The 13,919-nt window shown below is 32.2% G+C and carries 14 protein-coding genes; 4 read left to right on the plus strand and 10 right to left on the minus strand.

Going from position 1 to position 13,919, the window contains the following annotated elements; genetic code table 11:
• The 4 genes from ACFWU4_RS01120 to ACFWU4_RS01135 form a co-directional block, all read right to left on the minus strand.
• On the minus strand, positions 1-867 hold the full coding sequence (locus ACFWU4_RS01120; protein ID WP_411124021.1) for a DUF58 domain-containing protein: 867 nt from the start codon (positions 865-867) through the stop codon (positions 1-3).
• 90 nt (positions 868-957) lie between these two features.
• Positions 958-1,959 carry an AAA family ATPase gene (locus ACFWU4_RS01125; protein WP_411124023.1) on the minus strand — a complete coding sequence of 334 codons (1,002 nt, stop codon included), beginning with the start codon at positions 1,957-1,959 and terminating at the stop codon, positions 958-960.
• A gap of 152 nt (positions 1,960-2,111) precedes the next feature.
• Positions 2,112-2,924, minus strand: a complete 813-nt coding sequence (locus tag ACFWU4_RS01130; RefSeq protein WP_411124025.1) for a DUF4382 domain-containing protein — start codon at positions 2,922-2,924, stop codon at positions 2,112-2,114.
• 127 nt (positions 2,925-3,051) lie between these two features.
• A complete protein-coding gene (locus tag ACFWU4_RS01135; RefSeq protein ID WP_411124027.1) occupies positions 3,052-3,612 on the minus strand; it encodes a DUF4382 domain-containing protein in 561 nt (186 codons plus the stop codon).
• A 104-nt stretch (positions 3,613-3,716) separates the two neighbouring features.
• Here ACFWU4_RS01135 and ACFWU4_RS01140 point away from each other — a divergent pair, with 104 nt between their 5' ends.
• From ACFWU4_RS01140 to ACFWU4_RS01155, 4 genes are all read left to right on the plus strand, one after another.
• A complete protein-coding gene (locus ACFWU4_RS01140; protein WP_411124029.1) occupies positions 3,717-4,580 on the plus strand; it encodes an aldo/keto reductase family oxidoreductase in 864 nt (287 codons plus the stop codon).
• A 75-nt stretch (positions 4,581-4,655) separates the two neighbouring features.
• Entirely contained in the window at positions 4,656-5,405 is a 750-nt protein-coding gene (locus ACFWU4_RS01145) for an SDR family NAD(P)-dependent oxidoreductase (RefSeq protein ID WP_411124031.1), read from the plus strand.
• On the plus strand, positions 5,405-6,034 hold the full coding sequence (locus ACFWU4_RS01150) for a hypothetical protein (RefSeq protein ID WP_411124033.1): 630 nt from the start codon (positions 5,405-5,407) through the stop codon (positions 6,032-6,034). The genes ACFWU4_RS01145 and ACFWU4_RS01150 overlap by 1 nt, the downstream gene beginning before the upstream one ends.
• Before the next feature lie 24 nt (positions 6,035-6,058).
• Positions 6,059-7,192 carry an ATP-binding protein gene (locus tag ACFWU4_RS01155; protein ID WP_411124035.1) on the plus strand — a complete coding sequence of 378 codons (1,134 nt, stop codon included), beginning with the start codon at positions 6,059-6,061 and terminating at the stop codon, positions 7,190-7,192.
• A 211-nt stretch (positions 7,193-7,403) separates the two neighbouring features.
• On the opposite strand, the gene ACFWU4_RS01160 is transcribed toward ACFWU4_RS01155, so the two are convergent.
• From ACFWU4_RS01160 to ACFWU4_RS01185, 6 genes are all read right to left on the minus strand, one after another.
• Complete coding sequence (locus tag ACFWU4_RS01160) at positions 7,404-8,591, minus strand: DUF1501 domain-containing protein (RefSeq protein ID WP_411124037.1); 1,188 nt, start codon at positions 8,589-8,591, stop codon at positions 7,404-7,406.
• A gap of 2 nt (positions 8,592-8,593) precedes the next feature.
• Complete coding sequence (locus tag ACFWU4_RS01165; RefSeq protein WP_411124039.1) at positions 8,594-9,967, minus strand: DUF1800 family protein; 1,374 nt, start codon at positions 9,965-9,967, stop codon at positions 8,594-8,596.
• 170 nt (positions 9,968-10,137) lie between these two features.
• On the minus strand, positions 10,138-10,674 hold the full coding sequence (locus tag ACFWU4_RS01170) for a hypothetical protein (RefSeq protein WP_411124041.1): 537 nt from the start codon (positions 10,672-10,674) through the stop codon (positions 10,138-10,140).
• A gap of 22 nt (positions 10,675-10,696) precedes the next feature.
• A complete protein-coding gene (locus ACFWU4_RS01175; RefSeq protein ID WP_411124043.1) occupies positions 10,697-11,626 on the minus strand; it encodes an OmpA family protein in 930 nt (309 codons plus the stop codon).
• Positions 11,627-11,768: 142 nt separating this feature from the next.
• Positions 11,769-12,101 carry a hypothetical protein gene (locus tag ACFWU4_RS01180; RefSeq protein ID WP_411124045.1) on the minus strand — a complete coding sequence of 111 codons (333 nt, stop codon included), beginning with the start codon at positions 12,099-12,101 and terminating at the stop codon, positions 11,769-11,771.
• A gap of 252 nt (positions 12,102-12,353) precedes the next feature.
• On the minus strand, positions 12,354-13,907 hold the full coding sequence (locus tag ACFWU4_RS01185) for an aldehyde dehydrogenase family protein (RefSeq protein ID WP_411124047.1): 1,554 nt from the start codon (positions 13,905-13,907) through the stop codon (positions 12,354-12,356).
• Between the last annotated feature and the right edge of the window lie 12 nt (positions 13,908-13,919).

Here is a 13,919-nt window from a genome sequence, read left to right on the forward strand (position 1 = left end):
TTATCCTCTTCTTTTAAAATAACCTAGTAACTTTTTTACATAGCTCTCATCAACTCTGCAATCTATTGCACCAGCACCAGATTTATTAAAACTATCCTTAAAGTAGTCTACCTTTTCATTATAAAACTTACTATAATTTTGTCTTACTTTTTTTGATGCCGTATTTACTAACATTAATTCATTAGTCTCCTCATCCTCCATTTGTACCATCCCAATATTAGGAATGGCTTCTTCATGTTTATCATAAATTCTTATACCTGTGATATCATGACGTCCTGCCGCAATTTTTAGATTTTGTTTATAATCGTCCGCAATAAAATCTGATAACACAAAAACTATAGCTTTCTTCTTCATCACATTAGACAAAAATTTAAGCGCTTCAGCAATGTTAGTATTCTTGCTTTTTGGTTTAAATTCTAACAGCTCTCTAATTATGCGTAAAACATGGGAACGCCCTTTTTTAGGTGGAATATAAAGTTCAATTTCATCAGAAAATAAAATCAATCCGATTTTATCATTATTTTGAGTTGCAGAAAATGCTAAAGTAGCTGCGATTTCTGTGACAATTTCGTCTTTAAATTGATTTTGCGTACCAAAAAGTTTACTACCAGAAACATCTGCCATCAGCATCATGGTTAACTCACGCTCTTCTTCAAACACTTTTATATAAGGTTCTCTAAAACGCGCGGTAACATTCCAATCTATATTTCTTACATCATCTCCATACTGGTATTGTCTAACTTCAGAAAATGTCATACCACGGCCTTTGAAGGTAGAATGATATTCGCCTCCAAATATATGATCAGACAAACGACGTGTCTTAATTTCTATTTTTCGTACTTTTTTTAGAAGTTCTTTAGTATCCATTTTTTCAGTTTGCAGTGAGCAGTCTTCAGTTCATAGTAATCAGAATTCGAGTAAGCTTGTGCCAACTGATACTGATTTACTGACAACTATTTATGGTACTTCGATTTCGTTTACAATCTTATTAACAATATCTTCTGAGGTGACATTTTCGGCCTCAGCTTCATAAGTAATTCCTATTCTGTGACGCAATACGTCATGCACTACTGCACGCACATCTTCTGGAATAACATAACCTCTTCGCTTTATAAATGCATAACATTTTGCAGCAGTTGCTAAATTAATACTTCCACGAGGTGACGCTCCAAATGAAATTAAAGGTTTAAGGTCACCCAATTTATATTTCTCTGGATAACGCGTTGCAAAAATAATATCTAGAATATACTTTTCAATTTTTTCATCCATATATACTTCACGAACCGCCTTTTGTGCACTTAAAATTTGAGCTACAGATACCACAGGATTTACCTTATCGTAAGATCCTTTTAAATTAGCTCTTACTATTTGCTGTTCGTCTGCTATTGTTGGGTAGTCGATCACTGTTTTTAGCATAAAACGATCCACTTGTGCTTCTGGCAATGGATATGTTCCTTCTTGCTCTACAGGATTTTGAGTTGCCATTACTAAAAATGGCTTATCTAAGATAAAAGTTTCGTCACCAATGGTAACTTGTTTTTCTTGCATAGCTTCAAGCAATGCTGATTGCACTTTTGCTGGTGCTCTATTTATCTCATCTGCTAAAACAAAATTTGCGAAAATTGGCCCTTTCTTTATTGTAAAGTCATTTTCCTTGATATTAAAGATTAAAGTACCTACAACATCGGCTGGTAATAAATCTGGAGTAAATTGTATTCTACTAAAACTGGCATCTATTGCTTTAGACAATGTATTAATGGCTAAAGTCTTCGCCAATCCTGGCACTCCTTCTAAAAGGATATGTCCTTGACCAAGCAGACCTATTAACAAGCGTTCTATCATGTGTTTTTGACCCACAATAACCTTGTTCATTTCTAAGGTTAGTAGATCCACAAATGCACTTTCTCTTTCTATCTTTTCATTAATTGATTTGATATCAATCGTACTCGTTTCTTCCATGTGTTTAAGGGTTTGTCAACGAAAGTTTAATTAGTAATAATTTCGAACCTGCAAAATGTTAAAATTATTTGTTCTTTGCTGTTAACAATTGGTTAAAAAAATAGCGCAAAATTTTAATAATTATGCGCTATTGTCTAAATCTTATATAAATTTTATTCCAAAGTAATTGTATCTAGAATTGTGATTTCACCGACTACAATTTCAACGTTTTCAATTATAACAGAATTCAGCATAGAATCATCATCTGGAGTAATGGTTATCGTATAGATACCTGGCGATAAGCCTTCTATTTGAAAATTTCCTGAATTATCTGTAATTGTAGCTGCTGTAAATTCACCGTTTGTTGCCTCTACTTCAACGACAACATCCGCAGGTAAAATTGTACCTGAAAGACTTCCTGAATTAATCTCTAAACTGGCTCTTAAAACAGGCTTCAAATTAATATTTCCAGAATTACCAGCCATAACAATTGATTCATCAGCATCAAAGTCTAGAATAAAATCGTAATTAAATCCAGAATTAATTTCTTGGTTAACCATTATTTTTAAACCTGATTGTTGTGCGCTTGGTGTATTTAAAGATCTAGGAACATCTTCGCCTTCTAAAACAACTGAATTATCATCTCCTAGGACCAATCTAATTTGCTTTAATAAACCTGTATCCACCTCCTCGTTATCGATAAGCTGTAAACTTACTCCACCAGTTAACTCTAAAAGATCGTATACTCCTGGATTGATGATTCCAATTGATTCCCATCCATTCTCATCATCGTCAGAATCTGTATCATTTTGATACTTCACCATTACATCTATTACCTCTACATAGACGTGTTCATAATCACCTGGCTCATCAACTAATTTTATCGATAGTGTTGCTTTACCGTCATTATTAGAATTTTCTGAATTACTACAAGAGCAGACAAAAACTAGGAATGCAACTATAATAATTTGTTTAAAATACTTCATATGTAAAAATCTTGTTTATTTACAAATATACGGATACAACATTACGTTTAGATGTTTATTTAAAAAACAAAAAAGAGTAATACCCTAGTATCACTCTTTAATTTTAATTAACTGTGGATTAGGATAATTAATACTCAATTTGTCGTATTGCCGTATATAGTTTTGGATTTAAAACCATCATATTTTCTTGTTCATTAAAGCTAACAGATTCGTCAATATCTACATCAATCACAATATCGTAACGTCGTTTTGAACTGAGCTCTGTGTTTATAATATTAGAAGGTGTAGCATTGCCTAAACTTGAAGTTTCTAAACTGTGCAAAATATTATTTATGTCTATAAAATTATTTTCGCCTAAGACCAATCTAATTTCATAAATGTAAGAGGCCTCTATTTCAAGATTATCTACTAACAATAACGGAGAATCTTCACTAAGATTTGAAACGTCATGTGTGCCTTGATTAATCATATTTAAACTCAACCAATCTTCGGCATTACTAGTCTCTTTTATTTTGAGTTGTACGTCTATAATATTCATATAAACTTTATCGAGCCGACCTATTGTACTCTTTAAGTTGACGCTAATACTTGTCGTATCGACATTAATATCGTCCTTAGTACAACTTGTTATGCAAACTGAACATAACAAAACGAATAGAAGTGATTTTATAGGTTGTAAATTTTTCATGATTTGGGATATGGAATAATTACAAGTCAATGATACTGTAATACTCAGGTTTTGAGTATTTTTATACACCAATTGCAATAAAACCCATATAAACAGAAAAAAAAGTGACATATTCTCGATTAATTGCAGGTACTATGACCTGGGGAAGTTGGGGCAAACAGCTCTCAAAAAAAGAAATGGCTGATTTAATGCACCATTGTATTGCCAACAATATTACCACCTTTGACCATGCTGATATTTATGGTGCTTATACTACCGAAAGTGATTTTGGTAACGCCTTTATAGATTCTAGTATTAAACGTGAAGACATACAATTAATATCTAAGTGTGGTATTCAATATGTTTGCGAAAATCGAGATAATACTGTAAAACACTATAATTACAGAAAAGATTATATCATTTGGTCTGCGGAAGAATCATTAAAAAATCTCAATACAGACTATTTAGATTTGTTCTTGCTGCACAGACCCAGTCCATTAATGGTTGCGGAAGAGATTGCAGAAGCCATCACTATTCTAAAAAAAGCCGGAAAAATTAAGGATTTTGGTGTCTCTAATTTCACACCTTCTCAAATGGATATGGTTGGTTTACGTATGGATATTGATGTAAACCAAATAGAGTTTTCTCTAACTGAACACTCAGCTATGCATAATGGTACTCTAGATTATATGACAACGACTGGCATAAAACCAATGGCTTGGTCTCCTTTAGGTTCTGTTTTTAGAGAAGATAATGAGCAAACTAGACGCATACACAAACAATTGGGTGTATTAGCAGATAAATATAATGCGACTGAAGATCAATTATTACTGGCTTGGATTTTAAAACATCCATCTGGCATTCAACCCGTAGTTGGCACAACGAATAAAAAAAGATTAAGCTTAGCAATGGAAGCTTCTAAAATTGACCTTGACCTTGAGGATTGGTTTTTAATATTAGTTGCTAGTCAAGGACATAAAGTACCATAGTCTTTTTTATAGTATTTGCTAGCAATTGAAATTAAATTATTAATTAAAAAAATCTTGCCTTCACAGGAAGAAAATATGAAAAAAACAGCATTAATAACAGGCGCAACAAGTGGTATTGGCAGAGCAACTGCTCATGAATTTGCCAAACATGGTATTAATCTAATACTTTGTGGACGACGACAAGAACGTTTGGATAGTATAGAAAAAGAATTATCAAAACAAACTGATGTATACACCTTAAATTTTGACGTACGTGATAGAGAAAAAACGTTTGAAGCTATAACGTCATTACCAAAAGAATTTCAAAATATAGATATTCTCATTAATAACGCTGGTAATGCGCACGGTTTAGATCCTATACAAACAGGTGATTTAGACGATTGGGATGCTATGATGGATATCAATGTAAAAGGATTACTTTATGTTAGCAAAGCTATAATTCCGAATATGACGGAGCGTAAATCTGGTCATATTATTAACATTGGTTCCTCGGCAGGTAAAGAAGTTTATCCTAATGGCAATGTCTATTGTGGAAGTAAACATGCTGTTTTAGCTATAACCGAAGGTATGCGTATTGACCTCAATCCCTACGGAATTAAAGTTGGTGCAATAAATCCTGGTTTGGTAGAAACTGAATTTTCCGAAGTACGGTTTAAAGGTGATCCTGCTGCAAATACTGTATATAAAGGCTATAAAGCTTTACAAGCCGAAGATGTAGCTGATGTTATCTATTTTGCAATTTCTAGACCAGCTCATGTAAATATTGCAGATGTATTAATGTTTTGCACCGCACAGGCTAGTTCTACCATTGTTAAAAAATCCTAATGGTACCTCAACTAAAATCTCAATGGACAAATTTATCTTCAAAGTATTTTGAAGACCAAACTCAAATCGAATCTTATTGGGAAGAAATAAAAACTGAATATACAGGTAAAAATAGACACTATCATAATCTGTATCATCTTCAAAATATGTTTAGTCAATTAAACGATTATAAAGATGATATTTTAGATTTAGACACTCTGAAATTTGCGATTTGGTACCACGATATAATTTACAAATCCACAAAAAAAGATAACGAAGACAAAAGTACTATTTTGGCTAAAAAACGATTACAATCGTCAAAATTAGATGAAAATAGATTAGAAAAGGTTCAAAAATTGATTATTTCTACAAAAAATCATAAACTTATTTTAAATGAAAATAACGATAATGCTTACCTTTTAGATTTAGATTTATCTATTTTAGGAACGGATTGGTTGATTTACGAAAAATACATTAGCGATATTAGAAAAGAGTATAAAGTCTATCCCAATTTTATGTATAATCCTGTAAGAAAAAAAGTGCTTTATCATTTTTTAAAAAGAGACACTTTATTCTTTACAGAGGCTTTTAAAGCTAAATATGAAAAGCAAGCAAGGGAAAATTTAAAAAAAGAAATTGAACAACTATAAACAAATAGTAATAGAAAATATAACTTGATTAACAAGCGTCTTTTAATTAAAAACTTACTAGCTCATAATGATGAGAATAGTTTCTATGACAAAAAACGAAAAATCGATATCGGTTTTAAGGAAGGTAAAGCCAAGTTTCTAAAACACATTTGTGCACTCTCTAATAGTAATCCTAAAAACAACTCTTACATCGTTATAGGTGTTGAGGATGAAGACAATAAAATTATAGGTGTTGATTTTTTTGATGATAGTAAAATTCAAAACCTTATTAATGCGTATTTAACTAATCCGCCTATTGTACAATACGAAAACATACCTTTTCCACACTTAGCAGATGATAAAGTGGTAGGCCTTGTAACCATTAGACCTATAGATGATATTACCTCTTTAAGAAAAAATATCTGGAAGTATTATGGCGGTTCTGTCTTCTTTAGAGATGGAAGTATGAGCATGCCTAAAGTATTTGATATAGCCATTAAAGACGTCAATTCTAAAATTGTATCTGCTATAGAAAATCATGCGCAAAATAATATACAATTAACACTCGATGGTGTATTTGATTTTATGAATAAGCGTAAAGATTTTAATCCGCAATATAAAGTATTTAAGGAATACTTTGTACTGTGCTGGTCTGGTGATAAAAAACAAGTGAAAGATGAAATTTTTTACTCTAGAGTAGATATTGAATTAATTAATGAACAAGTACGAATATTTTATTCAGCCTTAGATGAAGTTTCTATTTTCTTTGATAATAATTCCTTCAAAATTGTTGAATACGTTAGGCTTGGGCTGCAAAAATCTTATAAATATTATAAGTTAGAAGAAAAGACCATTCACTTTGATAATAATGCGAATTATTCTATTGAAACAAATTTAATTTTTGAACCTCCACAATTTAATAAAAGAGATTTACATCATATCTATAATAGTAATAATGCCATTCTTGAAAAACTTGAAAAAGGGCTTTCCTTAGCCGATTACGAAATTAAAGATTTAGAGCATTTAGCCGCCAACTATTTAATTTGCTATCTTAATGGTTTTGGTGATGCACTACCAAAATTAGAGTACGTAAAGCCTTACCTTAAAAAGTATAGTTCTAAACTATATAGGTCTTATAAAGAGACTATTAGGATTTTAAGAAAAGTGAAGTATAGTTAGTTTGTAAGATTTGCTAAGAGTTTCATCTGTATTTTTAGCAACTCATCGAAGGACCCTCTTAGATACTACCGATTATACATTTTTTTTAACCATTCATCAAAAAATTAAATTGTAAAAGGAATTTATATGCATCTTTGAAGTGCTATTAATCAATTACATAACCTTGTTTCGACAGGCTGAAAAGCCCTATTTGAAACAAGGTTTGTTTATTTTATATAAAGTTTAATAGTTTTGGATTGGAGGCGATTATACCTTCTGTAGAAACTCCCATCCAGTTTTTTAATACTGTCGCATAAACGGATCTAAAATCTATCTCATATTTTAAATCACCATTATCATCGAGGTTACTTAAGCTCGCTAAATTATTGTAGAAGCCTGCTGTCTTTAGGTTTTTACCAATAATAAATACATTATTTGCTGCACCATGGTCGGTACCATTTGCTGCATTTTGTTTTAGACGTCTGCCAAATTCAGAAAAGGTTAGTATAAGTGTGTCCTCAAATGTGTCATTTCGCTTTAAATCCTTTACAAATGCAGAGACACTATCTGCGTACTGAGATAATAATCGCTTTTGTCTCGTTGGTTGATTTGCATGTGTATCAAAACCATTCAATGAGGTGTAAAAAACCTTGGTTTCTAAACCAGAATTGATAAACTGAGCTACGTTTTTAAGTTGTTTTGCAAATTTATTCTGTGGATATTCTTGTTGCGACAATTTTACCTTTGTTGTATCATAAATATATTTTGCAGAAGATTTTGCTTCGATCATTGTTTGATACAAATACCTCAAATTATGCTCGCTTAAATGTGCATCATTATGATGATTTATTACATTTTTAAAGTACGGATCTTTCGAGGTGTTATATAATACCTTATAATCATTTGTAGCAATTCCATTAAAACGCTCACCTTTCATAGCTAAGCTCAATTGCTCATCCATTTCAATGGCGTTATATGGCTTCTTACCATGCGTATCTAAGTAGCGTCCTAACCAACCGCTTTGTAGGTATTCGTCCGAGCCACTAGCGGTTTGCCAAATATCCATAGATCTAAAATGAGATCGTACAGGATTAGGATAACCTACGTTATTGATGATAGAAAGCTCCCCATTATCAAACAAACTTCGTAAAGGAGCTAGACTTGGATGAAAACCTAAATCATCATTAAGTTTAATAATATCTTTTGTAACAGCTAATCTTGGTCTTGCTTTATAATACAAATCGTTGTTGTGAGGAATAATAGTATTTAATCCATCATTACCACCTGCTAGCTGAATAATAACTAATCGCTTATAACCTAATTTTTCGGTAGCAATAGATTCAAACGCTTTTACAAAACTAGGCACAAAAAATAGACTACTCGCTAGTGCTGAATCTTTTAAAAATTTTCGTCTATCCATAATTAACATATTTGATATTCTGGTAACGACATTAACTGAATACAATAATCTTGTTTTGACTTTTTGTGTAATGTCTTTAAATAGTCTGATGTACCTTTGTTAATAGCGCCTTGGATAATTACATCCGCTAAATCTTCAGTCTTTATCGATTTAAAATTCTTTGCAAAGCTTTCCCAATCTGGTAATATTTTAAATGGCAGTTTACTCTTATTACGCTTAAAATAATTAGCCCTAAAACTATCATTAAAATCACCATGTTCTTTTAATGAAATCATAGCATTGTTTAGCATTACAGAAGGTAACTTTAACCTTATCATAATTGTATTAGCGTCTATCCAACCTTTACCACCTTTCCAACCTGCTACATTTGGTGGATCTAATAGTGTTTGTCCTAATAATTTCTGGATTTTGAGAATGTCTTTTTTTCGTTCAAATTTAAATGGTACTACATTAGACATACCTACTAAAAATTCAATTGGTGATTTAATTTTTGATCCAATATTTTGTGTATTGTAAAACCAATCAGACATAAAAACATAACGCATTAGATTTTCAATATTATAATCTTTATAAAACACATTAGTCATAGCTTCTATATGATCTTTATGTGGTTTGGGATTTACAAAATAGCAGTAGATTTTTTCAGAAATAAAGTTTGCACATTCTTTTTTTTCTAAAATGATATCTATAATATCATCACCATTAAAATTTCCTGTTTTTCCAAAAAATGTTTTTAACCCAGAATCGTGTTGGCGTTCTCTTAACTTAAAATCACCTTTAATATCGTGGTTATAACCCGTAAAAGCTCTCGCACTTTCTTTAATATCAGTTTCAGAATAGTGTCCTTCTCCTAATGTAAACAACTCCATCAGCTCTCTGGCAAAATTTTCATTAGGCCTTTGCTTTCTATTTTGTTTAGCATTTAAATACTTTAACATAGCAGCTTCTTTAGAGATTGCTTTAACAAAAGCCCTAAAGTCTCCTAACGCATGCTTTCTGAGTGTATTATTGTAATTCTGGATATATACAACACTATTATCTTTACAAACAAAATGATTTGCCCAGAAGAGTGTCATTCTTTCTCGCAATATAGATTTTGAAGTTACTAATCTATCAATCCATGCATAATTAAGTTCTTTTATTTTTTTAGAATTCTGTTCTCTAACCTCTTTAGCTAAAATAGGATTACCCTTTAAATCTTTGTAGGTAATACTACTAAAATAAGAAACATCAATACGAAGCGAATCTATCGTCTCGGAAGCTTTAAAAAGGTCCTTAACAACATTTTTTCTAGTTTTATTAATAGGTCTTTGTTGTGCTGAATGTATTCCAAATCCGGCGCGCCAATATAAATGTTGTAGTTCTTTTTGGTTCATAACTCTTAGACTCTAATCTAGAGAAAACGTTTAATATTGAAAAGTTATTCTCTACAGATTGCGTTAAAATACAAAAATTATGTTCTTTTTTTATTTTAGATAGTAGTAGCTAAGAAATTAAAAAAAGCCTCTTAAATAGAGGCTTTTTTATTCATTAATTGTGCAATAAATTATTTACCACCATCAAGCTCATCTTGCCATTTTAATAAATCTGACCAACGTCCTTCGTAAGCCAATTTAGCCTGTTTTGGCCAAGAACCAGGTTTATGCATTTTAAAACGGTCTCCACCACTTGTTAATACATCTTGGCATTTTTCTATACTACATTCTGATAATGCTTTCCAAGTTTTAACTTCATGGTTATGAAATAACTGTTGTATTTTTGGTCCAATACCTTCTACAACCGTTAAATCATTTTCTTTAATTTTTTTACCAAAAACAGATTTTGCTGTGGCACCATCAAATGGAATACTAGCGACAATTGAGGTCGCAGCTAAAGAAGACGCTAAAGACGCTTTCGCAGTCTTTAAATCACCCTCTAAGCTCATTTTATGTCTTCTGCAAGCCTCTAAGTCAGCTATAAGTTTTGCCACTCTATCATCGCAATCGTCATGATTACTATCTCCACCAAGAAGTCTACCTAATAAATAACCAAGTAATGCACATATTGTGCCTACAAGTAATGGTATTAATATACACAAATTCATAATTTTATAATGTTTTAAAGTTTTAGTTAATTGTTATTACGGTACGTCTGTTTTTTGTACGCCCTTCTTCTGTAGTATTGTCTGCAATAGGTTCAGTCTGACCTTTTGAACTAGCCTCTACGTTGTCATTCAAAATTCCATTTCTTACCAAATACGTTTTAGCAAAATCTGCACGTCCTTGGCCAAGTTTCATATTAGCATCAGCATTACCAGTGTTATCTGTATGACCAACAACTTGTATTTTAACCCCAAGTTTATCAACACAACGCGACATATCTGCAATCATTTGACGTTGTTCTGCTGTTAGGCTAATTTGTGCTTCACCTGTTTTAAAATATAAGACTAAAGGATTCTTTCTTATAGCATCACATGCTGTAGCAAGGGCTTCATCTGTATTACCATCTTCAAAAGTTACTATTCCAAATTTTAACGGGCCATAAAGCGTTCCAGAATTATCTGGGTTTATATCATCGTTAAGTTGTCCATGCGTATCAATTTGTTTAGATGGTATACCTTGAGAAATCAAATAATTTTTAACCGTATTAGCCCTTGCTAATCCTAGATTTGGATATGCAGAAGTATTAGTTTCATCATTACGATAATATCCTGTAATATCAATATCCTTTAAAGGATTTAATTGTAAATAATCTTTTAGCTTAACAACTTCGGCTGTTACACCAGTTGATATTGGCTCTATGATTGAAAAGTTCGATGTTTTAAAATTAAAGTTGTCATTAATTTTAATGTTGAAGTCTCCATCGGCATCAGAAATAGCAAACGCATTTCGTGTTGCAGGAATAACTTCAGGTTCTACTATATTATTTGTGTCTTCAGTTACTACTTCTTCCCCATTAGGAAAACAGTGACAATCGTCACAGAAATAGCAATACAACAAAGTACCGATAATGATAGTAAATAAAATACCTAGAAGGTAAGACGTTTTTTTACTCATTAGTTAGTGTTTTTAGTTAGTAGACTTATGAGATATTAAAATTTTTAATAATCTTAAGCTATTAATATGAAACACAATGATTAAAAAAGTCACAAAGAGAAAAATGTCAATTTTGGGATAGACTTTTAAAGATAGATATTCATTAGGTCAATTTTCTGCGATTTTTCTTTTCTGACACGCACAATTTCCATGCAAAGAAAATGCAACAAAATATTAAGATTGATAAACTTAAATAGTGAAACCAAAACGGTTCTGCACCTTCAAAATCTCCTTTAACTCTAGCAACATAAGTTAAAATCATTACTAAACTCACATAATAGAAATAAATCAACTGCTTAATAAAACTAAGTTTATGAAGTTTAAAAGGTGCAACAATAATCATAAGGTATGCAGCACAACCACCAAGGAGTTTAATTGGTACTAGTTCTATAGCATTTAAATACACATTAGTCGCTAAAAAGCCGAAATGAATCATATGCAGTATCGCAAAAAGTTTAATACTATTTCGTGATTGTATATTTTCCGACAGTGGTTTGGGATGAAAAAAAGTGTATAAATAAAATCCGTAGAGAAAAATCACTAATGACAACCTCCCAGAATATCTGGCTGCATATCTAAAAGCGTTTTCTATTTCGGGATGCAAAATATAGGAGACTAAAAAAACAATTAGCTCGGCAACTAACCCAAGAATCAATATGTTTTTAAAGGATTTCGCTATACTAAATTTTTACAAATCAAACTTAATTCCTTGTGCTAAGGGCAATTCATCAGAATAGTTAATAGTATTAGTTTGTCTTCGCATGTAAACTTTCCAAGCATCAGAACCTGACTCTCGTCCACCTCCTGTTTCTTTTTCACCACCAAAAGCACCACCAATCTCAGCACCAGAAGTTCCAATATTTACATTTGCAATTCCACAATCAGAACCAGCATAAGATAAGAATTTTTCTGCCTCTTTCATTTCATTTGTCATAATTGCAGATGATAAGCCTTGCGCAACGCCATTCTGTTTAGCAATTGCATTTTCTACCTCACCCGAATATTTCATTAGATATAAAATCGGAGCAAAAGTTTCGTGCTGTACGATTTTAAAATGATTCTCAGCTTCAATAATAGCTGGTTTTACATAGCATCCAGATTCATAGCCTTCACCTTCTAAAACTCCACCTTCAACTAATACGTTTCCACCTTCAGATTTTGCGGATTCTATAGCTGCTAGATAGGTGTTTACAGCATCTTTATCAATTAATGGACCGATATGATTTTTTTCATCTAATGGATTTCCGATTGTTAATTGACCATAGGCACCAACAATAGCATCTCTTACTTTATCGTAAACTGATTCGTGAATTATTAATCGTCTTGTAGATGTACAACGTTGACCACAAGTACCAACAGCACCAAATACAGCACCAGGAACTACAACTTTTAAATCCGCAGATGGTGTAATTATAATCGCATTATTACCACCTAATTCTAATAAGGATTTCCCAAAACGTTCAGCAACTGTAGCGCCAACGATGCGTCCCATACGTGTAGAACCTGTAGCAGAAACTAAAGGAATTCTGTGGTCTGTCGTCATCATTTCACCTACTTTATAATCACCATTGATAATACAAGAAATACCTTCTGGTAAATCATTTACTTTTAAAACATCTGCAATAATATTTTGACAAGCTATAGAACATAAAGGTGCTTTTTCAGAACCTTTCCAAACACAAACATCACCACAAATCCAAGCTAAAGCGGTATTCCAAGCCCAAACGGCTACTGGGAAATTAAACGCAGAGATAATTCCAACTACACCAATTGGATGCCACTGCTCTCTCATTACGTGACCTGGGCGTTCCGACGGAATTGTTTGTCCGTTTAATTGTCTAGAAAGACCTACAGCAAAATCACAGATATCAATCATTTCTTGCACTTCTCCATAACCTTCTTGTAAAGACTTACCCATTTCGTATGAGACTAGTTTCCCTAGAGGTTCTTTTAACTCTCTTAATTTGTTACCAAACTGACGCACTATTTCGCCACGTTGAGGTGCTGGCTTATCTCTCCAAGATAAAAAAGCTTTAGTTGCAGTATCCATTACTTTATCGTAATCTGCTCGTGTTGTCGTTTTTACTTTACCAATTAATTGACCATCTACTGGTGAATAACTTTCAATGATATCTCCATTTGAAAAATTATTAGATCCAGTTGAAGTTCCTTCATTTAAATCTTTAACACCTAACTGATTTAAAGCTTCTTTTATTCCGAAATCGGTAGCAATGGCTTCCATATATGGTTATTT

It is taken from the genome of Winogradskyella sp. PE311, assembly GCF_046545555.1.
Taxonomy (GTDB): Bacteria; Bacteroidota; Bacteroidia; order Flavobacteriales; family Flavobacteriaceae; genus Winogradskyella.